25 protein-coding genes are annotated in these 25,300 nt (G+C 69.0%); 13 read left to right on the top strand and 12 right to left on the bottom strand.

The window, feature by feature from the left end; genetic code table 11:
* Positions 1-19 precede the first annotated feature (19 nt).
* A complete protein-coding gene (locus INQ48_07590; GenBank protein ID QRF60651.1) occupies positions 20-1,594 on the bottom strand; it encodes a gamma-glutamyltransferase family protein in 1,575 nt (524 codons plus the stop codon).
* Positions 1,595-1,663: 69 nt separating this feature from the next.
* Positions 1,664-2,647 (bottom strand): tripartite tricarboxylate transporter substrate binding protein, encoded by a 984-nt coding sequence (locus INQ48_07585; protein ID QRF59084.1) that lies wholly within the window; start codon positions 2,645-2,647, stop codon positions 1,664-1,666.
* 99 nt (positions 2,648-2,746) lie between these two features.
* On the opposite strand from INQ48_07585, the gene INQ48_07580 reads away from it, so the two are divergent.
* The gene (locus INQ48_07580; GenBank protein QRF59083.1) at positions 2,747-3,670 is read left to right on the top strand and encodes a LysR family transcriptional regulator; all 924 of its coding nucleotides are present in this window, start codon (positions 2,747-2,749) and stop codon (positions 3,668-3,670) included.
* Between the two features lie 82 nt (positions 3,671-3,752).
* Here INQ48_07580 and INQ48_07575 read toward each other — a convergent pair whose 3' ends face one another.
* From INQ48_07575 to INQ48_07545, 7 genes are all read right to left on the bottom strand, one after another.
* Positions 3,753-5,264: a tripartite tricarboxylate transporter permease gene (locus INQ48_07575; GenBank protein QRF59082.1), complete on the bottom strand. Its 1,512-nt coding sequence runs from the start codon at positions 5,262-5,264 to the stop codon at positions 3,753-3,755.
* Between the two features lie 13 nt (positions 5,265-5,277).
* Positions 5,278-5,763: a tripartite tricarboxylate transporter TctB family protein gene (locus tag INQ48_07570; GenBank protein ID QRF59081.1), complete on the bottom strand. Its 486-nt coding sequence runs from the start codon at positions 5,761-5,763 to the stop codon at positions 5,278-5,280.
* 161 nt (positions 5,764-5,924) lie between these two features.
* Positions 5,925-7,715: a Flp pilus assembly complex ATPase component TadA gene (gene tadA, locus INQ48_07565; protein ID QRF59080.1), complete on the bottom strand. Its 1,791-nt coding sequence runs from the start codon at positions 7,713-7,715 to the stop codon at positions 5,925-5,927.
* 4 nt (positions 7,716-7,719) lie between these two features.
* Positions 7,720-8,499, bottom strand: a complete 780-nt coding sequence (locus INQ48_07560) for a spermidine synthase (GenBank protein ID QRF59079.1) — start codon at positions 8,497-8,499, stop codon at positions 7,720-7,722.
* A gap of 4 nt (positions 8,500-8,503) precedes the next feature.
* Complete coding sequence (locus tag INQ48_07555; protein ID QRF59078.1) at positions 8,504-9,073, bottom strand: DNA-deoxyinosine glycosylase; 570 nt, start codon at positions 9,071-9,073, stop codon at positions 8,504-8,506.
* Between the two features lie 122 nt (positions 9,074-9,195).
* A complete protein-coding gene (locus tag INQ48_07550; GenBank protein QRF59077.1) occupies positions 9,196-9,654 on the bottom strand; it encodes a hypothetical protein in 459 nt (152 codons plus the stop codon).
* 154 nt (positions 9,655-9,808) lie between these two features.
* Complete coding sequence (locus tag INQ48_07545) at positions 9,809-10,669, bottom strand: TatD family hydrolase (GenBank protein QRF59076.1); 861 nt, start codon at positions 10,667-10,669, stop codon at positions 9,809-9,811.
* A gap of 113 nt (positions 10,670-10,782) precedes the next feature.
* On the opposite strand from INQ48_07545, the gene INQ48_07540 reads away from it, so the two are divergent.
* From INQ48_07540 to INQ48_07525, 4 genes are read left to right on the top strand one after another with little or no spacing between them, the layout of a single operon-like run.
* Entirely contained in the window at positions 10,783-11,769 is a 987-nt protein-coding gene (locus tag INQ48_07540) for a trypsin-like peptidase domain-containing protein (GenBank protein QRF59075.1), read from the top strand.
* A 34-nt stretch (positions 11,770-11,803) separates the two neighbouring features.
* The gene (locus tag INQ48_07535; GenBank protein ID QRF59074.1) at positions 11,804-12,823 is read left to right on the top strand and encodes a MoxR family ATPase; all 1,020 of its coding nucleotides are present in this window, start codon (positions 11,804-11,806) and stop codon (positions 12,821-12,823) included.
* A 26-nt stretch (positions 12,824-12,849) separates the two neighbouring features.
* Entirely contained in the window at positions 12,850-13,851 is a 1,002-nt protein-coding gene (locus INQ48_07530; GenBank protein QRF59073.1) for a DUF58 domain-containing protein, read from the top strand.
* 55 nt (positions 13,852-13,906) lie between these two features.
* Positions 13,907-14,944: a VWA domain-containing protein gene (locus tag INQ48_07525; protein QRF59072.1), complete on the top strand. Its 1,038-nt coding sequence runs from the start codon at positions 13,907-13,909 to the stop codon at positions 14,942-14,944.
* A gap of 12 nt (positions 14,945-14,956) precedes the next feature.
* On the opposite strand, the gene INQ48_07520 is transcribed toward INQ48_07525, so the two are convergent.
* A complete protein-coding gene (locus INQ48_07520) occupies positions 14,957-15,532 on the bottom strand; it encodes a TetR/AcrR family transcriptional regulator (GenBank protein QRF59071.1) in 576 nt (191 codons plus the stop codon).
* A 169-nt stretch (positions 15,533-15,701) separates the two neighbouring features.
* On the opposite strand from INQ48_07520, the gene INQ48_07515 reads away from it, so the two are divergent.
* Positions 15,702-16,526 carry an SDR family oxidoreductase gene (locus tag INQ48_07515; protein ID QRF59070.1) on the top strand — a complete coding sequence of 275 codons (825 nt, stop codon included), beginning with the start codon at positions 15,702-15,704 and terminating at the stop codon, positions 16,524-16,526.
* 12 nt (positions 16,527-16,538) lie between these two features.
* Here the strand turns inward: INQ48_07515 and INQ48_07510 are convergent, their stop codons facing one another.
* Complete coding sequence (locus tag INQ48_07510; GenBank protein QRF59069.1) at positions 16,539-17,174, bottom strand: TetR family transcriptional regulator; 636 nt, start codon at positions 17,172-17,174, stop codon at positions 16,539-16,541.
* 52 nt (positions 17,175-17,226) lie between these two features.
* Positions 17,227-17,829 (bottom strand): phenylacetic acid degradation protein PaaY, encoded by a 603-nt coding sequence (locus tag INQ48_07505; GenBank protein QRF59068.1) that lies wholly within the window; start codon positions 17,827-17,829, stop codon positions 17,227-17,229.
* A 166-nt stretch (positions 17,830-17,995) separates the two neighbouring features.
* On the opposite strand from INQ48_07505, the gene INQ48_07500 reads away from it, so the two are divergent.
* The 7 genes from INQ48_07500 to paaC all read left to right on the top strand — a co-directional run bounded on the left by INQ48_07500 (position 17,996) and on the right by paaC (position 25,295).
* Positions 17,996-18,799, top strand: a complete 804-nt coding sequence (locus INQ48_07500) for a 2-(1,2-epoxy-1,2-dihydrophenyl)acetyl-CoA isomerase (GenBank protein QRF59067.1) — start codon at positions 17,996-17,998, stop codon at positions 18,797-18,799.
* A gap of 3 nt (positions 18,800-18,802) precedes the next feature.
* Positions 18,803-19,243 carry a hydroxyphenylacetyl-CoA thioesterase PaaI gene (gene paaI / locus INQ48_07495; GenBank protein QRF59066.1) on the top strand — a complete coding sequence of 147 codons (441 nt, stop codon included), beginning with the start codon at positions 18,803-18,805 and terminating at the stop codon, positions 19,241-19,243.
* 28 nt (positions 19,244-19,271) lie between these two features.
* Entirely contained in the window at positions 19,272-20,582 is a 1,311-nt protein-coding gene (gene paaF, locus INQ48_07490; GenBank protein ID QRF59065.1) for a phenylacetate--CoA ligase, read from the top strand.
* Positions 20,583-20,613: 31 nt separating this feature from the next.
* Positions 20,614-23,079 carry a penicillin acylase family protein gene (locus tag INQ48_07485; protein ID QRF59064.1) on the top strand — a complete coding sequence of 822 codons (2,466 nt, stop codon included), beginning with the start codon at positions 20,614-20,616 and terminating at the stop codon, positions 23,077-23,079.
* A gap of 41 nt (positions 23,080-23,120) precedes the next feature.
* A complete protein-coding gene (gene paaA / locus INQ48_07480; GenBank protein ID QRF59063.1) occupies positions 23,121-24,128 on the top strand; it encodes a 1,2-phenylacetyl-CoA epoxidase subunit A in 1,008 nt (335 codons plus the stop codon).
* On the top strand, positions 24,125-24,421 hold the full coding sequence (paaB, locus tag INQ48_07475) for a 1,2-phenylacetyl-CoA epoxidase subunit B (GenBank protein QRF59062.1): 297 nt from the start codon (positions 24,125-24,127) through the stop codon (positions 24,419-24,421). Before paaA ends, paaB begins: the two co-directional genes overlap by 4 nt.
* Positions 24,422-24,515: 94 nt before the next feature.
* A complete protein-coding gene (gene paaC, locus INQ48_07470) occupies positions 24,516-25,295 on the top strand; it encodes a phenylacetate-CoA oxygenase subunit PaaC (GenBank protein ID QRF59061.1) in 780 nt (259 codons plus the stop codon).
* Positions 25,296-25,300 lie beyond the last annotated feature (5 nt).

Here is a 25,300-nt window from a genome sequence, read left to right as displayed (position 1 = left end):
CCGATCATCGCGTGAAAGCTCAATACCCTGCTGCCGCTCCGTCTCGGCGCGGATCGCTGGCGGCCACGTAGCCCTCGACCGAGGGATCGCCCGCGCGCCAGATGAACTGGCCGGCACCGAAGTCCTGGTAGGAGTCGTTGATGACCTCGAGGTGGTGGCCCAGCCCGCGCAGGCCCTGCACGGTGGCGGGGTTCATCGCGGCCTCGACGTTGATCTCCAGGCCCGCGTTGAAGCGCCAGCGCGGCGCGTCGCAGGCGGCCTGCGGGTTCTGCTTGTAGTCGAGCATGCGCACCAGCGTCTGCATGTGGCCCTGGGGCTGCATGTTGCCGCCCATCACGCCGAAGCTCATCACCGGCTGGCCGTCCTTGGTGAGGAAGGCCGGGATGATGGTGTGGAACGGACGCTTGCCCGGCGCCACCACGTTCGGGCTCTCGGCCTTGAGGCTGAAGCCGTGGCCGCGGTTCTGCAGGCTGATGCCGAATTCGGGCTCGACGCAGCCCGAGCCGAAGCCCATGTAGTTGCTCTGGATGAAGCTCACCATCATGCCGCTCTCGTCGGCTGCGGTGAGGTAGATGGTGCCGCCCTTCACGGGGTTGCCGGCCTTGAAGTCCTGCGCCTTGTTGCGGTCGATCAGCCGCGCGCGCGAGGCCAGGTAGGCGTCGTCGAGCATCTGCTCGGTCGTGACCTCCATGGTCGAGCGCTCCGACACGTAGCGGTAGACGTCGGCGAAGGCCAGCTTCATGGCCTCGATCTGCAGATGCTGCGACTCCACCGAGTCGACCGGCAGCGAGGCGATGTCGAACTTCTCGAGGATGCCCAGCGCGATCAGCGCCGCGATGCCCTGGCCGTTGGGCGGGATCTCGTGCAGCGTGTGGCCGCGATAGTCGCGCGAGATCGGCGTGATCCACTCGGGCTGGTAGGCCGCGAGGTCGGCCACGGTGAGCGCGCCGCCCTGCTCCTGGGAGAACTTCGCGAGCGCCTCGGCGATCTCGCCCGTGTAGTAGGCCTCGCCCCTGGTGCGGGCGATGGCCTTGAGCGCGCGCGCGGCGGCGGCGAAGCGGAACAGCTCGCCGACCTCGGGCGCGCGGCCCCAGGGCAGGAAGGCCTGGGCGAAGCCCGGCTGCGATTGCAGCAGCGGCGTGGCCGCGAGCCACTTGCCCTGCACCACCGGCGGCACCAGGTAGCCGCGCTCGGCGATGTCGATGGCCGGCGCCATCAGGTCGGCGAAGGGCAGCTTGCCGAAGCGCTCGCTGAGCGCGGCCCAGCCGCGCACCGCGCCCGGCACGGTGACCGAGTCGATGCCGCGCATCGGCGGGGTGGCGGCGTCGGCACCGTACTTGGCCTTGAAGTACTCGGGCGTCCAGGCCTTGGGCGCGGGGCCCGAGGCATTGAGGCCGTGCAGGGCCTTGCCGTCCCACAGGATGCAGAAGGCATCGCTGCCCAGGCCGTTGCTCACCGGCTCGACCAGCGTCATGACGGCCGCGGTGGCGACGGCCGCGTCGACCGCGTTGCCGCCCTGCTGCAGGATGCGCAGGCCGGCCTGCGCGGCCAGTGGGTGCGAGGTCGACACCACGTTGCGCGCGAACACCGGGATGCGGGTGGAGGTGTAGGGGTTGCCGAAATCGAAGTTCATGGCGGTCATGGCGGTCGTGCTCTCGTGTCTTCAGTCGTTGGTGATCTTGCGTTCGACGACGATCTTCTTCCACTTGGCGGCGTCGACGGCCACCATCTTCGCGAACTGCTCGGGCGTGCCGGCCGTGGCGGGCTCGATGCCCAGGCGCGACAGCTTGTCCTTGACCTCGGGGTCGGCCAGCGCCTCGTTGGCGGCCTTGTTCACGCGCGCCACCAGATCGGCCGGCAGGCCCTTGGGGCCGTAGAAGCCGAACCAGGTGTTCGATTCGTAGCCCGGCAGCGTGTCGGCGATCGGCGGCAGCTCGGGCGCGAGCGGACTGCGCTTGAGCGAGGTCACGCCCAGCGCGCGCAGCCGGCCGTCGCGCACGTGCGGCATGCCGGTGGGCAGCGAGTCGAACAGCACGTCGACCTTGCCGCTGATCAGGTCGGGGATCGCGAGCGCCGTGCCCTTGTAGGGGATGTGGGTGACGAACACGCCGGCCTGCGCCTTGAACAGCTCGGCCGTGAGCTGCACGATGGTGCCGTTGCCGCTCGAGGCGTAGTTGAGCTTGCCGGGGTTCTTCTTCGCGTAGTCGATCCACTCGCGCACCGTCTTCGCGGGCGAGTTCACCGGCACCAGCATGATGCTCGGCGCGTCGCCCACGTGCGCGATCGGCGTGAAGTCGCGCACCGTGTCGTAGGGCAGCCGGCTGGTGATGGCCGGGCCGATCGAATGCGTGCTGGTGGTGGCCAACAGCAGCGTGTAGCCGTCGGGCGCGGCCTTGGCCGCAATGTCGGAACCGATGGCGCCGCCGGCACCGGGCTTGTTGTCGACCACCAGCGTGGTGCCCAGCTTCTCGCCCATCTTCTGGCCCAGCGTGCGCGCGAACAGGTCGGTGGCGCCGGCCGCGGGAAAGGGCACGACCAGGCGGATCGGCTTGTTGGGATAGCCCTGCGCGAAGCCGGTGGCCGGCGCGGCCAGGCACAGCGCGGCGAAGGCGGCCGCGAGGCCGTGGAGAAACTGGTGGCGTTGCATGGTGCTGGATTCCCTTCGCAAGATGGCGAACATTCGATGCTAAGCAGCACGGGCGCATCAAGCCAGATAATCCCGCTTATTCAACTATGAGCACAATTTATGGCACGGATCGCCGCCGAGGAGGTTTCGCTGCAGCAGCTTCGCGCGCTCGCGGCGGTGGCCGAAACGGGCAGCTTCACGCTGGCCGCCGAGAGCCTGCAACTGACCCAGCCGGCCATCAGCCATCTCGTCAAGCGCATGGAGGAGGACCTGGGCCAGCCGCTGGTGGTGCGCGGGCGGCGCATCCGCATGACCGATGCCGGCCAGATGATGGTCGACACGGCCGTGCGCGCGCTGCGGCTGATCGATGAGTCGGTCAATGCCTGCCGCTCGCAGGCGCAGTTGCGCGAGGGCCGCGTGGTGCTGGCGGTGGGCCATCTCACGGCCGGCGCGCTGATGCCGCCGCTGCTCGGGCGCTTCGCGCACAAGCACCCCAAGCTGGCCACCACGCTGCTCGACAGCACCGCCGAGCAGATGATCTCGCGCATCCTCTCGCAGGAGGCCGACCTGGGCTTCGGCTCCGACATCGGCCAGGCGCATTCCGAGCTCGCGACCGAGCCGCTGTTCGTCGAGCGCATGGCGCTGTTCGTGCGCGAGGACCATCCGCTCGCGCAGCGCAGCAGCATCGAGGCGCGGCAGCTCGAGGCCCTGCCCTTCATCCACGTCAACCCCGACGCCAACGTCTGGCGCGCGGTGAGCCGGCAGCTGTCGAGCGTGGCCAACGTCTATCCGCAGGTGGCGCACCACGTGTCGATGCTCTCCACCGCCTTCGGCCTGATCCAGGCCGGCGCGGGCGTGGCGCTGCTGCCGCGCTACGTCGAGGTGCTGATGCCGCCGAACCTGCGCGTGCTCTCGGTCACGCGGCCGGTGCTCGAATACCCGCTGGTGGCGGTGCGGCTGGCCAAGCATCCGCTGAGCCCGGCGGCGATGGCCTTCCTCGACATCGCGCGGCAGCACCTGAAGCCGCGCGCGGCGAAGGGCTGAAAAGGCCTTCGCCAAAAACGAACGGCGCCCGCGGGCGCCGTTCATTGGAGCGAGCCCGGCACGCGTGCCGGGCGGTCGTCGATCACTCCTCGACGAAGGCTTCCTCGCGCTTCGACTTCACGGCCGGCAGCAGCACGATGACGAGCAGCAGCAAGGCAGCAGCCAGCAGGCCAGCGGAGATCGGACGCGTGATGAACACGCTCCAGTCGCCACGCGACAGCAGCAGCGAGCGGCGCAGGTTCTCTTCCATCATCGGGCCCAGGATGAAGCCCAGCAGCAGCGGCGCGGGTTCGCAGCCGAGCTTGAAGAAGGTGTAGCCCACGAAGCCGAAGATGCCCACCATCCAGATGTCGAAGGTGTTGTTGTTGGTCGAGTACACGCCGATCGCGCAGAACAGCACGATCGCCGGGAACAGGTACTTGTACGGCACCGACAGCAGCTTGATCCACATGCCGATCAGCGGCAGGTTCAGGATGATCAGCATCGCGTTGCCGATCCACATCGAGGCGATCAGGCCCCAGAACAGCTCGGGGTTGCTGGTCATGACCTGCGGGCCCGGCTGGATGTTGTGGATCGTCATCGCGCCCACCATCAGCGCCATCACGGCGTTGGGCGGAATGCCCAGCGTCAGCAGCGGAATGAAGGAGGTCTGCGCGCCGGCGTTGTTGGCCGACTCGGGAGCCGCCACGCCGCGGATGTTGCCCTTGCCGAAGGGCACTTCGCCCGGCTTCAGCTTGGTCTTCTTCTCGATGGTGTAGGCCGCGAAGGCCGCCAGCAGCGCACCGCCGCCGGGCAGGATGCCTAGGGCCGAACCGAGCGCCGTGCCGCGCAGCACCGCGGGCACCATGCGCTTGAAGTCTTCCTTGGTCGGGAACAGGCCCTTCACCTTGGCGGTGAACACTTCGCGCTCTTCATCGGGACGCGAGAGGTTCGCGATGATTTCGCCGTAGCCGAACACGCCCATGGCGATGGCCACGAAGCCGATGCCGTCGGTCAGTTCGGGGATGTCGAAGCTGAAGCGCGCCACGCCCGAGTTCACGTCGGTGCCCACCAGGCCCAGCAGCAGGCCCAGCACGATCATCGCGATCGCCTTGAGCAGCGAACCCGAAGCCAGCACCACGGCGCCGATCAGGCCCAGGATCATCAGCGAGAAGTATTCGGCCGGGCCGAACTTGAAGGCCAGCTCGGTCAGCGGCGGCGCGAAGGCGGCCAGGATCAGCGTACCGACGCAGCCCGCGAAGAACGAGCCCAGGCCCGCCGCGGCAAGCGCCGGCCCCGCCCGGCCCTTGCGCGCCATCTGGTAGCCGTCGATCACTGTCACCACCGAGGATGACTCCCCTGGCAGGTTCACGAGAATCGCGGTGGTGGAGCCGCCGTACTGCGCGCCGTAGTAGATGCCGGCCAGCATGATCAGGGCCGACACCGGGGGCAGTGCGTAGGTCGCGGGCAGCAGCATCGCGATGGTCGCGACGGGGCCGATGCCGGGCAGCACGCCGATCAGCGTGCCCAGGATACAGCCGACCAGGCAGTACAGCAGGTTCGTGAAGGTGAACGCGACGCCGAAGCCGGTCGAGAGGTTTTGAAAGAGTTCCATGGTGCTTGCGTCCTCAGCCGATGAAGGTCGGCCAGACCTGGATCTGGAGCTTGAGCGCCCAGATGAATGCAACGTAGCTGCCGACGGCCAGCACGGTGGCCAGCACCAGCACGCTGGGCAGCTTGAACTCGTGGCCCGCGAGGCTCGCGATGATCACCAGCGCGTAGATCGCGATGATCATCCCCATGGCCGGCAGGCCGATGCTCGGCAGGCCGCCGAGCAGGATGCCGAACATCAGGTTGGCGCCGAGGATCAGCACGACCTGCTTCCAGGCCCACTTGCCGATCGGATCACCGGTGGTGGTTTCGACGGTCAGGCCGCTGAACATGATGCCCAGGCCGATCACCGCCATCAGGATGCCGAGCACCAGCGGGAAGTACCCGGGGCCCATGCGAGCGCCTGTGCCCACGCTGTAGTTGGTGGCGCCCCAAGCGAAGGCGACCCCGACCACGGTGAACATCAGGCCCGAGAAAAAGTCTTTTTGACTCTTGATTTTCACGAACAGTCTCCTCGAACAAATTTCGATGCGGGATTGTGGAGTCAGGTGGAAGTCAGCCCCATGTGGGTTCCACCTACCGAGAACTTAGGGATAACCCCGGTGCACGAGGCGCCTCGGATGTAGGCAGTTCGTGTTCGGCGCGGGGCTGCGCCGGGGACTGTTCAAGCGTCGAGCGGCGGCGTGGCGCTCAGCACTTCCTCGATCGTGGTCAGGCCCTCGGCCACGCGCAGCGCACCCGCGAGGCGCAGCGGCCGCATGCCGTCGACCACGGCCTGGCGCCGCAGCACCGCGAGGTTCGGCGCCTTCGTGACCTCGTTGCGGAAGGTCTCGCTGATGCTCAGCAGTTCGTACAGGCCCATGCGGCCCATGTAGCCGGTCATGCGGCAGTCGACGCAGCCCACCGGCTTGTAGGCGCGCACCGAGCCCGTGATCTGCCACGGCTTGACGATGGCCTCGAGCTTCTCGCGCGTGATGCCGTCGTCGGGCTGCTTGCAGTGCGGGCACAGGGTGCGCACCAGCCGCTGCGCGAGCACGCCGAGCATCACGGCGTTGATGAGGTACGAGGGCACGCCGAGCTCCATCAACCGCGTGATGGCGCTGGGCGCGTCGTTGGTGTGCAGGGTGCTGAACACCAGGTGGCCGGTCAGCGCGGCCTGCACCGCCATCTCGGCGGTGGCGAGGTCTCGGATTTCGCCGACCATGATGATGTCCGGGTCCTGCCGCATCAACGCGCGCAGCCCCTCGGTGAAACCGAAATCGAGTTGCGGTTGCACCTGCGTCTGGTTGAACGAAGGCTCGATCATCTCGATCGGGTCTTCCACCGTGCTGACGTTGACCTCCTCGGTCGCCACGCGCTTGAGCGTCGAGTACAGCGTGGTGGTCTTGCCCGAGCCCGTGGGGCCGGTCACGAGGATGATGCCGTTGGGCCGCGTGACGAGCTGCTCCCAGCGCTGCGCATCGTGCTGCGCGAAGCCGAGCGCGTCGAGGTCCTTGACCGCGGTGTCGGGGTCGAAGATCCGCATCACCATCTTCTCGCCGAAGGCGGTGGGCAGGGTCGACAGCCGCATTTCGATCTCTTCGCCGCGCATGTTGCGGGTCTTGATGCGGCCGTCGAGCGGCCGGCGCTTCTCGACCACGTCCATGCGGCCCAGCAGCTTGATGCGCGCGACCATCGCGTTCATCACGCCCATCGGCATCTGGTAGGCCGGATGCAGCACGCCGTCGATGCGAAAGCGGATCACGCCCTGCTCGCGTCGCGGCTCGAGGTGGATGTCGCTCGCGCGCTGGTCGAAGGCGTACTGCCACAGCCAGTCGACCACCTGCACCACGCTCTGGTCGTTGGCATCGAGCTGCTTGTTGCTCTTGCCGAGCTCGACGAGCTGCTCGAAGCTCGCGCCGCCGGTGTTGCCGCCGGCCTTCTGCGCCGCGCGCACCGACTTCGCGAGCGCGAAGAACTCGGCCGTGTAGCGCTGGATCTCGGCCGGGTTCGCGACCACGCGCCGCACCGTGCGCCGCGACTGGCGCTCGACCTCGGAGATCCAGTCGGTGAGGAAGGGTTCGGCCGTGGCCACCACCACCTCGTTGGGCAGCACCTGCACCGGCAGCACCTTGTGGCGCTCGGCATAGGCCGCGCTCATGGTGTCGGCCACCTTGCCCACGTCGACCTTGAGCGGGTCGATGCGCAGGTAGGACAGGCCCGCGCGGCCCGCAAGCCACTGCGCAAGCATCTCGAGGTCGAGCGGCTTGCTGTCGCTCTCGCGCGTCATCGCGACATTGGCGAGCCGCACCAGCGGATGCTGGCGGCTCTCGGCCTGGGCGCAGCGCGCGATGGTGCGCTTGGCTTCCATCGGCGAGATCACGCCGTCGGCGGCCAGCCATTCGATCAGGCGACGCAGCTCGAGTGGACCTTCGGGGCGGACGGCCGGTGCGGCGGAAGCGGGAACGGCGCTCATGGATTCAGATGGAAAGGACCGGCTTGAACACCCGCAGCCACTTGGGCGCGGGCAGGCCCCAGCGAGTCTGGATGGTTTGGGCACGCTCGGCAAGCGCCTCGCGCTTGGGCCGGCTGGGCTGGCGCTGCGCGAGCACCACCGTGTTGCCTTCGCGCGTCGGCTTGAAGGCCCAGACCGCGTCGGCGCCGAAGGCGGCCTGGATCTTCTCGAGGCTGCGCTCGTAGCTCGACGAGCGGCCGAAGAGATTGACCGTCATCGCGCCGTCCTCGGTGAGCAGCGCGCGGCAGTCGGCATAGAAGTCCTCGCTGTCGAGCACCGGCGCCGCGGCCTCGTGGTCGTAGAGATCGACCTGCAGCGCGTCGACCGTGCCCTGCCATTCGGGCCGGCGGATCTCCTCGGCCGCGTCGGCGATCACCACGCGCAGCTTAACGTCGTCGGGCGGCAGCTTGAACCAGCCGCGGCAGGCCGACACCACCTGCGGATTGAGCTCGATCGCGGTGGTGCGCATGCGCAAGGTCTTGCGGCAGAACTTGGTGAGCGTGGCCGCGCCCAGGCCGAGCTGCATCGCATGGCGGTTGCCGATGCCGGTGCCGCCTGTGAACAGCAGCCAGGCCATCATGCGCTGCACGTACTCGAGCTCGATCTCGTAGGGCGCGTCCAGCTTCATCGAGCCCTGGACCCATTCGGTGCCCAGGTGCAGGTAGCGGATGTCGCCCCAGTCGGAGAAGTTGACCTCGGGCAGTTCGGCGGGAAGGCGGGACGTGGATTGCTTGCGTGCGGCCATCGGATCAGACCAGTCCATGGACAGAGAAGACCTCGCGCCATGCGGCGAGCTTGCGCTCGAAGCTCCACGACGCATTGGCCGGGCTGGTCGAAGGCAGTGGGTAAACCGGCACGCCGAGGGTTCGGGTATGCCGGGCGTGCTTGAAGCTCTCGCCGCCGTTGTGGGCCACGGCCGCCAGCTTCGGCAGGTGCAGCGCCGCGATGTCGTTGGGCACGGCCGCGCGGATCGCCGAATCGAGGCTGCCCTCGCGCTCGCAGGCCGCATAGACGTCCCACACGCCGAGGCCGTGTGCCAGCAGCCAGTCGCTACGCTTTCGATAGCTGTCTACTCCCGTGGGGAGCGGGTCATGGGGCCACAGGGCTTGCAAGATTTTCCAGAACTGGTTTTGGGGATGCGCATAGTACTGCTGCAGCTCGAGCGATCTCGCGCCCGGGAAGCTGCCGAGGATCAGCAGCACGGTGGCGGGCGAGACGATCGGCGCGAGTCCGGTGAGCACCGGGCCCGCGGCCACCGGCTCGGGGATGGCTTCGCGCTCGGGCGGGGCCGGGCTTGCGGGGGATCTGGATCTGGGCATGGATGCGCATTCTGGCCGCAAGCGATAGTCCGGGACCGGTCGCGGCGCGCCCCAAAAGGAAAACCCGCCGAAGCGGGTTTCCATTCCTTGCGTGCCGGCCCGAGGGCGCGGCGCGTGCGGTTTTACTTCTTGGCGGCTTCGTTCTCGGCCGTGCCCGGGATCTTCTCGCCGATGGCGTGACCCGTGCTGCGCATGCCGTCGGCCGTCTTGTGGCCGGCGTTTTCGACCGCGTTGCCGGTCTTGTTGGCCGCCTTCTTGGTGGCGTTGGTGGCCTTCTTGGTGGTCTTCTTGGTCGCGTCCCAGGTCTTCTCGGCGCCCGACTCGGTCGCGTTGGCGGCCTTCTTGGTCGTGCGCTTGGTCGCGTCCCAGGCCTTCTCGGCGCCGCGCTCGGTCGCGTTCACGGCGCGCTTGGTGGTGTCCTTGGTCGCGTCGTAGGCGTCCTTGCCGGCTTCCTTCACCTTCTCGGTGGTCGAGGGTTCGGCCGTTGCCGGAGCGGTGGTCTGTGCCACGGCAGAGATGCCCACGGCACCGAAGGCCAGTGCGAGCACGACGGGAAGGGTGCGAGCGAAAGTTGCTTTCATGGATGAACTCCTTTTCTTGGATGAAATGCTGGGAGCCGGTGTCGTTCGACATCGGTGACGAAGGTCGTCACACCCGTCCAACGAAGCTCCACGGTTCAAGGATGACAGCAAATGCAGGCCCGAAAACCACTTCGACCCAAGTCAAGGCATTGGCCTACGCCCCGGGTAAGGACCCCTCCGACAGCGCCAGAAGACTTTGGAGCTTCGGCATCGCTTCCACGGCATTTCGCGTGGTTTTTTCGGCCAGCTCGTCGACCCCGATGCCGCGCAGTTGCGCCACCACTTCGGCGATGCGCGGCAGCTCGCCAGGCTCGTTGCGGCCCTGCGGCTCGCCCGCGTCGCGCTGCGCCTGCGTGCGGTAGAGCCAGTGCGGCTGGATGTCTGGCGCGTCGGTCTCCATCACCAGCGCCTCGATCGGCAGGCTGGCCGCGAGCCGCCGCAGCTGCAGCGCGCGCTCGAAGGTCACGGCGCCGCCGAAGCCCAGCTTGAGCCCGAGCCCGGTGCAGGCTCGTGCCTGCTGCTCGCTGCCGTTGAAGGCATGGGCGATGCCGCGCCACGGCTGCCCGCCGGCGGTCTGGCGCAGATGCTTGAGCACCTTGTCGACCGAGCGCCGCACATGGATCAGCACCGGCAGCCCGTGCTTGCGCGCCAATTGCAACTGAGTGTGAAAGAAGTGCTGTTGCTTGTCGTCGTCGAGGTGCTCGACGAAATAGTCGAGCCCGATCTCGCCGACCGCCACCAGCCGCGGATCGTCGCGCCGCGCGGCCAGCTCGGCATCGAGCAGGGCCAGGTCTTCCTCCTTCGCATCGCCCGTGCACAGCGGATGGATCCCCAGCGCATAGGCGTCGCCCTGGCGCTCGGCCAGCTCGCGCACGGTCTCGAAATTGAAGGCGGCCACGGCCGGGATCACGCACAGCGCGACGCCGCGTTCGGCCGCGCGGGCGCGGATCCCGGGCATCTGCGCACCGAACTCGGGCGCGTCGAGGTGGCAGTGGGTGTCGACGAAAAGAGCCATCGCGTCATGATGCCCGAAGGGATGCAAGGCAGAAGAAAGCGTGCTACCGTGCTTTTCATCACGCTCATTGCGTGACACCCACCACGCGACAGTCTTTTGCCGGAGGTGCACCCATGCGCAGGCCCGCCATGTACAGCCGCTCGCCACGCACGCCGATCGAGTCCGACGACGGGGCCCCCGGGCAGGCCGTCACCGATCCCGTGGCGCCGCAGCCCGCCGCCGCGCGCGAGCGCTGGCAACCCGGGCGCCGCAGCTTCGCGCTGCTGAGCCTCGCGCTGTGCGCGGCCCTCGCGGCCGGCGGCGCGGCCTGGTGGCAGCGCGGCAATGCGCGCCAGCTCACGCAAAAGGACATCGACGCGGCCGTGCTGCGCACCTTGCAGACCAACACCCTGCCCTCGCCCGCCGCCAAGGCCGCCGACATCGTGCGGCCCTCGGTGGTGCGCGTGGTCGGCTACGGTTCCGAGAAGGCCACGCCCGAGGCCAAGACCCAGAAGCGCGGCCGCAACATGGCCAAGGGCAAGTCGCCCGAGGCACCGGCCGACGACGGCCCGCCGGGCCAGGTCGAGCGCGGCGTGGGCACCGGCGTGGTGATCGTCGACAAGGGCGTGATCCTCACCAACCTGCACGTGGTCGCGGGCTCCGAGACCATCAAGGTGACCTTCGCCGACGGCCTGGAGGCGCCGGCCGTCATCACCGGCGTGCAGCCCGAGAACGACCTCGCGGTGCTGCAGGCGCAGAAGATTCCCGACGACCTGATTCCCGCCGTGATGCGCTCGACCGCCGACCTGCGCCCCGGCGACCAGGTGGCCGCGGTGGGCTTCCCCTTCGGCATCGGCCCCTCGGTGTCGGCTGGCGTGGTGTCGGGCCTCAAGCGCTCGTTCCGCTCGCCCGAGGGCAAGCAGGAGCTCGGCAACCTGATCCAGTTCGACGCGGCCGCCAACCCCGGCAATTCGGGCGGGCCGCTGGTCAACATGGACGGCGAGGTGCTCGGCATCGTCACCGCCATCCTCAATCCCACGCAGCAGCGCACCTTCATCGGCATCGGCTTCGCGGTGCCGATCGAGAACGCCGCCTCGGCGGCCGGTTCGCCACCGTTCTGATCCCCTTTCTCCTCCTCGATCCAGAAAGTCCCGAATGAGCAGCACCGAGACCTCCTCCTTCGCCACGCCCGCCAGCACCGCCGAGCTGATGGAGCAGATCCTCTACCAGGTGAAGCGCGTGGTGGTGGGCCAGGACCGCTTCCTCGAGCGCGTGATGGTCGCGATGCTCGCGGGCGGTCATCTGCTGGTCGAAGGCGTGCCGGGCCTCGCCAAGACGCTGACCGTGAAGACGCTGGCCGACACCGTGCAGGGCCAGTTCAAGCGCATCCAGTTCACGCCCGACCTGGTGCCCTCCGACCTCGTGGGCACGCGCATCTACAACCAGAAGACCGGCGACTTCAGCACCTCGCTGGGCCCGGTGTTCGCCAACCTGCTGCTGGCCGACGAAATCAACCGCGCGCCGGCCAAGGTGCAGAGCGCGCTGCTCGAGGTGATGCAGGAGCGCCAGGTCACGATCGCGGGCGAAACGCACAAGGTGCCGCGCCCCTTCCTCGTGATGGCCACCCAGAACCCGATCGAGACCGAGGGCACCTATCCGCTGCCCGAGGCCCAGGTCGACCGCTTCATGATGAAGGTGCTGGTCGACTACCCGACCGACGAGGAAGAGTTCGTGATCGTGCAGCGCGTGATCGGCCCGCCGGTCGAGGCCGTGCCGGTCGCCACCACCGAGCAGCTCGCGGCGCTGCAGGCCGAGGCGCGGCGCGTGTACGTCGACCCCTCCCTGATCCAGTACGCGGTGAAGCTGGTGTCGGCCACGCGCACGCCCGACAGGCACGGGCTCAAGGACATGGGCCGCTTCATCACCTTCGGCGCCAGCCCGCGCGCGAGCATCAGCCTGACCGAGGGCGCGCGCGCCCTGGCGCTGCTGCGCGGACGCAGCTACGCGCTGCCCGAGGACATGACGGCGCTGGTGCCCGACGTGCTGCGCCACCGCGTGACGCTGTCCTACGAGGGCCTGTCCGAGGGCCTGACGCCCGACGGCCTGATCGAGAAGATCATGCGTGCGGTGCCCGCGCCGCCGAAGCCGCTCGAGCACGAGAAGCTCGCCGCCTGAACCCGGATCACCCCACACGACCCGCCATGAAGAAAAGCTGGTGGCGCAAGGCCCCCGAGGCCGCCGCGAACGACGAACGCCCCGCGCTCGAGGCCGGCGGCGCCGAGCGCGCGCTGCGCCGCCTCGAATGGACCGTGATCCGCCGCCTCGACGGCCTGCTGCAGGGCGACTACCGCACGCTGATGCGCGGCACCGGCCTCGACCTGGCCGACCTGCGCGAGTACCAGCTGCACGACGACGTGCGCCACATCGACTGGAACGTCACGGCGCGGCTGCAGACGCCGCACGTGCGCGTCTTCACCGAGGACCGCGAGATGTCGGCCTGGTTCGTGCTCGACCTGAGCCGCTCGGTCGACTTCGGCTCGGGCCTGAAGGCCAAGCGCGAGATCTCGGCCGGCTTCGTCGGCGTGCTGGCGCGCCTGCTCACGCGCCACGGCAACCGGGTCGGCGCGCTGGTCTACGGCCACGACCTCGAGGCCGTGATCCCGCCACGCAGCGGCCGGCGCCACGTGCTGCACCTGCTGCATGCGATGGAGCGCCGCGCCGACCAGGCCGACAAGGCGCCGCCGCAGAAGGGCATGACCCGGCTCGACGACCTGCTGAAGTCGGCCGCCACCCTGATGCCGCGCCGCTCGACCGTGTTCGTGGTGTCCGACTTCCTGAGCGAGCCCGGCTGGGAGAAGCCGCTGGGCCAGCTGGTGCAGCGCCACGAGGTGGTGGCCGTGCGCCTGTTCGATCCGCTCGAGCTCGACATGCCCGACCTGGGCCTGGTGCCGCTGCGCGACGCCGAGACCGGCGAGCAGCTCTGGGTCGACACCCACGATGCGGGCTTTCGCCGCCGCTTCGCGCGCATCGCGCGCGAGCGCGAGGATGCGCTGCGCGGCGCGCTGGCCCGCGCCGGCGTCGACACGCTGGAGCTGTCGACCGCCGACGACCTGGTCGAGGCGATCGTGCGTTTCGCGGACATGCGCAAGCGGCGCGTGCGCACTTCGGGTGCCTCGCGTCCTGTAAAGGCGGTGGCCGCATGACGACCATCGGGTATATCGAGTTGACGTTGGCGACGACGAGCGCGAGGATTTCGCCGTGACCTTCCTCTGGCCCCAATTCCTCTGGCTGCTGCTGGCGCTGCCGCTGCTGGTGCTGCTCTACCTGTGGCTGCTGCGCCGCAAGAAGAAGCTCGCGGTGCGCTATGCCAGCCTCTCGATCGTGCGCGAGGCGATGGGCACCGGCCAGAGCATCCGGCGCCATGTGCCGCCGTTCCTGTTCCTGCTTGCGCTGGCCGCGATGCTGGTGGCCGCCGCGCGGCCGATGGCGGTGGTGATGCTGCCGTCGAACCAGCAGACCATCATCCTCGCGATGGACGTTTCGGGCAGCATGCGCGCTGCCGACGTGCAGCCCAACCGGCTGGTGGCGGCGCAGGATGCCGCCAAGAGCTTCATCAAGGACCTGCCGCGCAACGTGAAGGTCGGCATCGTCGCCTTCGCGGGCAGCGCGCAGGTGGCGCAGCTGCCCACCACCAACCACGACGACCTCGTGACCGCGATCGACAGCTTCCAGCTGCAGCGCGCCACGGCCACCGGCAATGCCATCGTGGTGTCGCTCGCCACGCTGTTCCCCGAGGCCGGCATCGACGTCTCGCAGTTCAGCGCGCCGAGCCGCCAGCGCGGCGTGGCGATCGACCAGGCCGACAAGCCGGCCAAGGAATTCACGCCGGTCGCGCCGGGCTCCTTCACCTCGGCCGCGATCATCATGCTGACCGACGGCCAGCGCACCACCGGCGTCGATCCGCTCGACGCGGCCAAGGCCGCGGCCGACCGCGGCGTGCGCATCTACACCGTGGGCATCGGCACGGTCGACGGCGAGACCATCGGCTTCGAGGGCTGGTCGATGCGCGTGCGGCTCGACGAGGAAACCCTCAAGGCCGTCGCCAGCAAGACCCAGGCCGACTACTTCTACGCCGGCACCGCCGCCGACCTCAAGAAGGTCTACGAAACGCTGAGTTCGCGGCTCACGGTCGAGAAGAAGGAAACCGAGATCTCGGCGCTGTTCGCGCTCGGCGCCGCGGTGCTCACGCTGCTGTCGGCCGGGCTCTCGCTGCTCTGGTTCAACCGGATCCTCTAGGCCAACGCCCGCTCAGGCCTTCGCCATTCCCTCGATCCCCGCGAGCACCTCGCGCAGGATCTCCTCGGACAGCGCCTCGTCGTTCATCGCGCGCGCCAGCACCAGAGCGCCGGTCATCGCCGCCACCGCGCGGATCGCGTCGCCGCGCGCATCGGCGTTCTTGCGTGCGCGCCAGGGAAAGAACTTCGCGAAGCGCTCGATGCTCGCCTTCATGTGCGCGGTGAGCGAAGGCGCGGTGACCTGCTTCTGCGCCGTCTGGGCCGAGAAGGCCGCGAGCAGGCAGCCGTCGCCGGGCGCATCGCGGTGCGACACGCTGAGGTAGGCGCGCACGTAGTCGACCATGCCGTTGGGCAGCTGGGTGGCGGCATCGAGGTCGGCGAGCGAATGCGCCGATGCATGGTCGACGCACTCGGCCATCAGCGCTTCCTTCGAGTCGAAGTGGTTGTAGAACGGGCCGTGCGTGAGGCCCGTGGCCTTCATGATCTCGCTCACGCTCACGCCACCGAAGCCGCGCTCGCGGAACAGGCGCGAGGCCTCGCCCAGGATCTTCTGATGCTTTTCGGCGGTTTCCGCTGCGGGGTATCGCATGTGACCTCATCCTCTTTCCGGGTACTTCCAGACCCTGGTTGACGCTATTCATGATAGGCATCATGCTTCGCACCGTCAAACATGATGACCATCATGCTTAACGACGAAGGGCCTTTGGGAAGCGGTCGCCGACCGCGCGGGCACCCCGACTTCTTTTTTGGAGAACGACATGAGCGAGCAAGCGAACAACACCTCCGCCAAGCCCGGCACCGCGGTGGTGACCGGCGCCTCCGCCGGCCTGGGCCGGCTCTTCGCCGACCGGCTGGCGCGCCGCGGCCACGACCTGCTGCTGGTGGCACGCCGCGGCGACCGCCTCGACGAAGCCGCCAACGCGCTGCGCAGCCAGTACGGCGTGACGGTGAACATCCTGGTGGCCGACCTCGGCGCCACCGCCGACCTCGAGCGCGTGGCGCAGGCCATCGCCGCCGATGCCTCGATCACGCTGCTGGTCAACAACGCCGGCACCTCGACGCTGGCGCCGGTGCTCGCGACCGCGCCCGCGTCGGCGCAGTCGATGATCGACGTCAACGTCACCGCGCTGGCGCGGCTGAGCCTGGTGGCGCTCGCGGGCTTCAAGGCGCGCGACCGCGGCACGCTGATCAACATCGGCTCGGTGCTGGGCTTCCACACGCTGCCGATCAGCAGCATCTACAGCGGCACCAAGGGCTTCGTGCTGAACTTCACGCGCGGCCTGCAGGAGGAAGTGGCGGGCAGCGGCGTGCGCGTGCAGCTGGTGCTGCCCGCGGCCACGGCCACCGACATCTGGGAGCTGTCGGGCGTCCCGGTCACGAACCTCGATCCCGCGCACGTGATGACGGCCGAGCACTGCGTCGATGCCGCCATCGCCGGCCTCGACCTCGGCGAGCCGATCACCATGCCCTCGGTGGACGACTACGCGCCGCTGTTCGCGGCCTACGACGACGCGCGCGCCCGACTCTTCGGCGCCTCGCAGAACGGCACGCCGGCCACGCGCTACGCCGGCGCGGCGCGCTGAAGGTCCGCGCCCTCAGGCCGCCGGTTTCGGCTTCCTTTTCGCGCGCGCCGGCGGCGCCTTCACGGCGCCGATGCCGCCGAGGAACAGGTCGGCCACCACCGGCGCGATCGAGGCATGGTCGAGCTGGCCGCCGGGCTTCATCCAGGTGAACATCCAGTTGATCATGCCGAACAGCAGCATGGTCAGCGGCTTGGCGAGGTCGTCGCTCGGCGTGCCCGGGCGCAGCGCGGCCACCGCGCGCGCGAAGCCCGCGACCACCTCGCGCTCCTTGTCGAGCACGCGCTCGCGGTCCTCCTCCTCGAGGAAGCGCACGTCGTCGGTCAGCACGCGATGCGCGTCCTGCGCGCCCGCGTACTCCTCGACGATGCGGTAGATGAAGCGCCGCAGCCGCTCCTCGTCGGTCTGCGTCGAGGCCTCCTCCTCGGCCACCAGCGCCGCCAGCTTGGAGACGTGCGTCTCGGCGATGCTGATCAGCAGGCTGCGCTTGTCCTTGTAGTAGTGGTAGAGCGTGGCCTTCGAGAGATTGCAGGCCTCGGCCACCTGGTTCATCGAGGTGGCGGGGTAGCCCTGGCGCGCGAACAGCCGCGCGGCCCGCTCGAGGATGAGCTCGCGCTGGTCGTCGTAGCTGGCGGATCTTCCTCTGGGCATCGGTGTTCTTTCTGTTCTGGCGTTGAGAGGGTGTGGCGGGCAGCGCGCGATCCTAGCCGCGCCTGGTCGCGATCAGCGGCTTGACGTCGATCGCCGGCAGCCGCGGCCGCCCGGCCTCGACCTGCGCCAGCGGCTCGACCTCGCGCATCGTCGCGAGGCTGCGCACCGCGAGCGCCTGGTAGACCTGCGTGCCCTCGAGCTTCCAGGCGATCTCGGCGTCGCTGAGTTCGCGCTTCACCCGCGCGGGCATGCCCGCCACCAGCGTGCGCGGCGGCACCTTCATGCCGGCCGGCACGAAGGCGCTGGCGGCCACGATGGCCTTCTCGCCGATCTCGGCCTCGTCCATCACCACGGCGTTCATGCCCACCATGGCGTCGCGCCGCACCACGCAGCTGTGCAGGATCGCGCCATGGCCGATGTGGCCGTTGACCTCGATCACCGTGTCGTTGTCGGGAAAGCCGTGCACGCAGCAGTTGTCCTGCAGGTTCGAGCCCTCCTCGAGCACGATGCGGCCGAAATCGCCGCGCAGGCTGGCGCAGGGGCCGACATAGCAGTTCGGGCCCACGATCACGTCGCCGATCAGCACGGCGGACGGATGCACGTAGGCGGTGGGGTCGACGACGGGGATCACGCCGTCGATGGCGTAGCTGGGCATGGATGCGGTCTCCTGTGGGGTGCCGGTCCTCTGTCACGCAATACCAGGGTTTTCCCTGAATGCTTTGGACTTGTGCCGGATTCGTTCGCGATCCTAAAATCTACCGAACGGTCGGTCAATAGTAATTGACCCGAAGTCATCCCCCACACAGATGAGAGACAAGCCCATGTCGGAACCCCTGGTCCTCGTCGGCAATGCCGGCGCCGTCCGCACACTGAGCCTCAACCGCCCCGCGGCGCTCAACAGCTTCACGAGCGAACTGCACGCCGAACTGCTGGCGGCGCTCGAAGCGGCCGCGGCCGATGCCGAGGTGCGCTGCGTGGTGCTGACCGGCGCCGGCCGCGCCTTCTGCGCCGGCCAGGACCTCGCCGACCCGATGGTCGCGCCCGACACCACGCCCGGCGCCGCGCCCAAGGACCTGGGCCATGTCATCGAGAAGCTCTACGGCCCGCTGGTCCAGCGCATCCGCAGCATGCCCGTGCCCGTGGTGGCCGCCGTCAACGGGGTGGCCGCCGGCGCCGGCGCCAACCTCGCGCTGTGCTGCGACCTCGTGCTCGCCGCGCGCTCGGCCAGCTTCATCCAGGCCTTCACCAAGATCGGCCTGGTGCCCGACACCGGCGGCACCTGGCTGCTGCCGCGGCTCGTGGGCCCGGCGCGCGCGCTGGGCATCGCGATGCTCGGCGACAAGCTGCCTGCCGAGGAAGCCGCGCGCATCGGCCTGATCTGGCAGGTGGTGGACGACGCCGCGCTGGCCGATGCCGCCGCCGCGCTCGCGGGCCGGCTCGCCGCCATGCCCTCGCGCGCGCTGGTCGCCACGCGCGCCGCGATGAATGCCGCGCAGACCATGGACCTCGACACCGCCTTGGCCGAAGAGGCCCGCCTGCAGCGCGACCTCGGCGCTGCCGACGACTACCGCGAAGGTGTCGAGGCCTTCCGCGCCAAGCGCGCCCCCGTCTTCAAGGACCGCTGAGCCATGAGCACCGAACGCACCCCGCAACAGACCGCCGAATACGTGCGCGATGGCATGTTCGCCAACGACAACGCCTCCAAGGGCCTGGGCATGCGCATCGTGGAGGTCGGCCCCGGCCAGGCCACGATCGAGATGCGCGTGCGCCCCGACATGCTCAACGGCCATGCGATCTGCCACGGCGGCTTCATGGCCACGCTGGCCGATTCCACCTTCGCCTTCGCCTGCAACTCCTACAACGAGCTGACCGTGGCCTCGGGCTTCGCGATCGACTTCATCGCCCCCGCGCGCGAAGGCGACCTGCTGACCGCGCGCTGCTTCGAGGTCTCGAAGGCCGGCCGCACCGGCGTCTACGACACCGAGATCACCAACCAGCGCGGCGAGCGCGTCGCGATCTTCCGCGGCCGCTCCTACACCGCCAAGGGCCGCCCCGCCGTCGCGGCCTGAACCGAACGAAAAAAACGAGGACCCCGTCATGCCAGCACCCCGCCCCGCCCCCGGCGATCTCGAACCGATCGAGACCGCGAGCCGCGACGAGATCACCGCGCTGCAGGTGCAGCGCCTGCGCGACACGCTGCAGCGCGCCTACGACAACGTGCCGCACTACCGCCAGGCCTTCGACGCCAAGGGCGTGCAGCCGGGCGACCTCAAGACGCTGGCCGACCTCGCGAAATTCCCGTTCACGGTCAAGAGCGACCTGCGCGACAACTATCCCTTCGGCATGTTCGCGGTGCCGCGCCAGCAGGTGGCGCGCATCCACGCCTCGTCGGGCACCACCGGCAAGCCGACCGTGGTGGGCTACACCAAGAAGGACATCGACACCTGGGCCGACCTGGTCGCGCGCTCGATCCGCGCCGCGGGCGGCCGCGCCGGCGACCTGATCCACATCGCCTACGGCTACGGCCTGTTCACCGGCGGCCTGGGCGCGCACTACGGCGCCGAGCGCGCGGGCTGCACCGTGGTCCCGATGTCGGGCGGCCAGACCGAGAAACAGGTGCAGCTGATCCAGGACTTCCGGCCCGACATCATCATGGTCACGCCGAGCTACATGCAGGTGATCATCGAACAGTTCGAGCGCCTGGGCCTGGACGCCAAGGACAGCTCGCTTCGCATCGGCATCTTCGGCGCCGAGCCCTGGACCGAGGCCATGCGCCGCGACATCGAGGCCAAGGCCGGCATCGACGCCGTCGACATCTACGGCCTGAGCGAAGTCATGGGCCCGGGCGTGGCCAGCGAATGCGTCGAGAGCAAGGACGGCCCGGTGATCTGGGAAGACCACTTCTATCCCGAGATCATCGATCCCGAGACCGGCGAACTGAAGGCCGACGGCGAGGAAGGCGAGCTGGTCTTCACCTCGCTGAGCAAGGAAGCGATGCCGATCATCCGCTACCGCACGCGCGACCTCACGCGCCTCTTGCCGCCCACCTCGCGCGCCTTCCGCCGCATGGGCAAGATCGTCGGGCGCAGCGACGACATGATGATCATCCGCGGCGTGAACGTGTTCCCCACGCAGGTCGAAGAGATCGTGCTCGCGCACGGCGCCCTCTCCGGCCTCTACCAGGTGCACGTGAGCCGCGAAGGCCTGCTCGACCAGGTCGAGGTGCACTGCGAACTCGCGCCGAACGAAGCCGCCGCGGCCGACCGCGCGGCCATCGCCGGCTGGGTGCAGCACCGCGTGAAGACGCTGGTCGGCATCTCCACCCGCGTGGTGGTGCATGCACCGAACGAGATGGAACGCACGCAGACCGGCAAGGCCCGGCGCGTCGTCGACAACCGCCCGCGCTGAGGCGCCGCCGCTTTCCCTTGAACCGCCACCGATGACACTGAATTTCCGATCGATCGCCCTCGCCTGCGCCCTGGTGGCGCTGGCCGGCTGCGCCGCCAACTCCACCGCCCCGGCCACCGGCGCGGCCATGCCCCCGGCCGGCAAGGTCACGATCAAGCGCGACGACTACGGCGTGCCCCACGTCTATGCCAACGACGTGCGCGGCCTGTTCCACGGCTTCGGCTATGCCGTCGCGGAAGACCGCCTGTTCCAGATGGAGATGGCGCGCCGCGCGGTGCTGGGCACCGTCGCCGAAGTGATGGGCCCGGCCTATGTCGCGCTCGACAAGGGCAGCCGCGCCAGCTTCGATCCCGCCTCGATCCGCGCGCAGATGGCGCGCCTGTCGAGCGACGACAAGGCCATCTTCGACGGCTATGCCGCCGGCTTCAATGCGCGCGTGAACGAAGTGCTGGCCGCGCCGGCCACCCTGCTGCCCAAGCAGTTCGCCGATGCGGGCTTCCGCCCGAAGGCCGACTGGACCGGCTACGACGTGGCGATGATCTGGGTCGGCACCATGGCCAACCGCTACTCCAACGTGAGCAGCGAGCTCGCCAACCTGCGCCTGCTCGAGCAGCTGCGCAAGGCGCGCGGCGACGAGGCCGGCCGCCAGCTGTTCGACCAGATCCGCTGGGTGGAAGACCCGCTCGCGCCCACCACCGTGCCGCGTCCCAAGGCCGTGGCCCGAGGCGCCGCCAACGATGCGCACGCCGCCCATCGCGCGGCGCTGGCGCCGGTCTCGCCCGAGCTGCTGGTCGCGCGCAACGAGATCGATGCCGCGCAGCGCGGCGTGGCCGAGCCCTGGACCCGCCCGATCGCCAGCAACCTCTGGATCGCCGGCCCGAACAAGACCACCGACGGCAGCACCGTCTTCATCAACGGCCCGCAGTTCAACTGGTTCAATCCCTCGTACGTGTTCGGCATCGGCCTGCACGGCGCCGGCTTCGACGTGACCGGCAACACGCCGTTCGCGCATCCCGTGGTGCTGTTCGGCGCCAACGGCAAGATCGCCTGGGGCGCCACCGCCGGTCCGCTCGACGTGAACGACATGTACCAGGAGAAGCTGGACCCGGCCAACCAGTATCAGTACCGCTTCAACGGCGCGATGCGCGCCATGAGCAAGCGCACCGAGCTCATCAAGGTCAAGGGCCAGCCCGACCAGAGCCTGGACGTCTACGCCACCGTGCACGGCACCGTGACCAACTTCGACCTGCCCAACGGCACCGCGTATTCGATGAAGCGCAGCTGGGACGGCTACGAGCTCGAGTCGCTGCTGGGCTGGATCCACGCGATGCGCGCGCAGAACTGGGAGCAGTGGCTGGCGCAGGCCTCGCGCGTGGCCATCACCATCAACTGGTACTACGCCGACACCGCCGGCAACATCGGCTACGTCTCGCCGGGCCGGCTGCCGATTCGCCCGGCCACGCAGGACATCCGCCTGCCCGCCGTGGGCGACGGCTCGATGGAATGGCTCGGCATCCGCCCGTTCGGCGAGGACCCGAAGACCTTCAACCCGGCGCAGGGCTACGTCGCCAACTGGAACAACCAGTCGGCGCCGGGCGCGGTCAGCGACGGCGGCAACTACTCGGTGGTCGACCGGGTGCGCGAGTTCACGGCGCGGCTCGAGGCCAAGCCCCGGCTCACGCCCGACGAGCTCTGGGCGCTCAATCGCACCACCGCCTACGCCGACACCAACGCGCGCTACCTCGTGCCCTTCGCGCTCGAGGCCACGCGCGGCCTGCCGGCCGCCGACCCGGCGCGCCGCGCCGCCCAGGTGCTGGCGGACTGGAACATGCTCAACGAGGACCCGGCCGAGCGCGGCGTCTACGACAGCCCGGCCACCACGCTCATGACGGCGTGGCTGCCGATCCTCTACCGCAAGGTGCTGGCCGACGACCTGCCGCCCGAGGTGTTCGCGGCCTATGCGGGCACCGGCTATGCCGGCGACACGCAGGTGGCCAGCATCCGCCCGGGCAACGGCCTGAAGCTGGTCTACAACGCGCTGCTCGGCCCCAAGGCCGGCGTGCCGCAGCGCTACGACTTCTTCAACGGCGAGGACAGGAACGCCGTGCTGCGCGCCACGCTCGCGCAGGCCGTGGCCGAGCTCGACAAGCGCTACGGCAGCGACACCGCCAGGTGGCGCACGCCGGTGACGAAGCATGTGTTCCTCACCAGCAACTTCATCGGCGCACCGCAGGCCGGGGCCGACGAGCTGTTGAGCCTGCCGAGCTACATGAACCGCGGCACGCAGAACGACAAGGTGGTGCTCGGCGCCAAGGGCGTCGTGCTGTGCACCGCCGCCCCGCCGGGCCAGAGCGGCTTCGTCGCACCCGACGGCCGCAAGTCGCCCCACTACGCCGACCAGATGGCGCTGTTCAAGGATTTCGGCTGCAAGAGCGAGGCCCTGACACCGGCCGAGGTGGACCGCCGGGCGCAGTCCACGAAGCAGCTGAGCTACTGACCACCGATCGACGACCTCTTCACCTCTCAAGGAGAACCGCGATGTACACACAAGCCATGGACACCATGGGCAAGGATGCCGGCGACGGCAAGAAGGCCCTGCGCTCGGCCGACGAGTTGCGGCTCGAGGAACGCTTCGACGCGCGCATCGACGCCGGCGACTTCATCGAGGCCAAGGACTGGATGCCCGACCACTACCGCAAGACGCTGGTGCGGCAGATCAGCCAGCATGCGCACTCGGAGATCGTCGGCATGCTGCCCGAGGGCAACTGGATCAGCCGCGCGCCCACGCTCAAGCGCAAGGCGATCCTGCTGGCCAAGGTGCAGGACGAGGGCGGCCACGGCCTCTACCTCTATGCCGCGGCCGAGACGCTGGGCACCTCGCGCGACCAGATGTTCGACGCGCTGCACACCGGCAAGGCCAAGTACAGCTCGATCTTCAACTACCCCACGCTGACCTGGGCCGACATGGGCACCATCGGCTGGCTGGTCGATGGCGCGGCCATCATGAACCAGGTGCCGATCTGCCGCTGCTCCTACGCACCCTATGCGCGCGCCATGATCCGCATCTGCCGCGAGGAGAGCTTCCATCAGCGCCAGGGCTACGAGGCCCTGCTCACCATGATGACCCACGGCACCGACGCGCAGAAGGCGATGGTGCAGGACGCGGTCAACCGCTGGTGGTGGCCCTCGATCATGATGTTCGGCCCGCCCGACGACCAGTCGCCCAACTCGGCGCAGTCGATGCGCTGGGGCATCAAGCGCTTCAGCAACGACGAGCTGCGCCAGAAGTTCATCGACGCCACCGTCGAGCAGGCGGCCATCCTCGGCGTGACCCTGCCCGACCCCGACCTCAAGTGGAACGAGGAACGCCAGGCGCACGACTTCGGCACCATCGACTGGAGCGAGTTCTGGCGCGTGATCGGCGGCGACGGCCCCTGCAACCGCGAACGCCTGCAGGCCCGTGTCGACGCCTGGGACGACGGCGCCTGGGTGCGCGAAGCCGCACTCGCCCATGCCAACAAGCAACCGATGAAGGAGGCGGCATGACCGTCGAACAGAAACAAGAATGGCCCCTGTGGGAAGTGTTCGTGCGCAGCAAGGCCGGCCTGGACCACAAGCATTGCGGCAGCCTGCATGCCGCGGACTCGAAGATGGCGATCCAGATGGCACGCGACGTCTACACGCGGCGCCAGGAAGGCTGCAGCATCTGGGTGGTGCGCTCCGAGCAGATCGTCGCGAGCGATCCGGGCGACAAGGACATGTACTTCGATCCCGCCGAGGACAAGGTCTACCGCCACCCGACCTTCTACGCGCTGCCCAAGTCCGTCGACCACATGTGATGCAACCCGTCGTGCCACCCCACCCGTTCGGGCTGAGCCTGTCGAAGCCGGGTGAACGGTCTGGGGTCTGCGACAGCCATAGGACACACAACACATGCAAGCATCGATCGAACTGAACCGCACGCCCGCCGTGCAGTACCTGCTGCGCATCGGCGACACCTGCCTGGTGCTGGCCCAGCGCCTGGGCGAATGGTGCGGCCACGCGCCCGTGCTCGAGGAGGACATCGCGATGGCCAACATCGCGCTCGACCTCGTGGGCCAGGCGCGCGCGCTGCTCACCCACGCCGGCAAGCTGGAAGGCGCCGGCCGCGAGCACGACGAGGACCAGCTCGCCTACCTGCGCGAGGAGCGCGACTACTTCAACCTCACGCTGGTCGAGCTGCCGCGCGGCGACTTCGCCTTCTCGGTGGTGCGCAACACCATGATCGCCACCCTGCTCAAGCTGCTGTGGGAACGGCTGGCGAGCTCGAGCGACGAGGAAGTGGCCGCCATCGCCGGCAAGGCGCTGAAGGAAGCGCGCTACCACCAGCAGCATTCGGCCGACTGGGTGGTGCGCCTGGGCGACGGCACCGAGGAATCGCGCCGCCGCACCGAGGCCGCGCTCAAGCAGGCCTGGCTCTACATGCCCGAGCTGTTCGAAGCCGACGCGGTCGACCGCGAGGCCAGCGCCAGCGGCCTGGGCCCGGCCTGGAACGAACTGCGCGAACCGTGGTTCGCCGAGATGCAGCAGGTGCTCGACGCCGCCGGCCTCGCCGCGCCGGCCGAGGCCAAGTTCCGCAGCACCGGCAAGCAGGGCGTGCACAGCGAGCACATGGGCTACATCCTGGCCGAGATGCAGCACCTGCAGCGCGCCTTCCCCGGGGGCGTGTGGTGACTGCC

Origin of the sequence: Variovorax paradoxus (genome assembly GCA_016806145.1) — a bacterium.
GTDB lineage: Bacteria > Pseudomonadota > Gammaproteobacteria > Burkholderiales > Burkholderiaceae_C > Variovorax.
The sequence above is the reverse complement of the archived record's forward strand: the minus strand, read 5'-3'. Positions and strand labels throughout refer to the sequence as shown.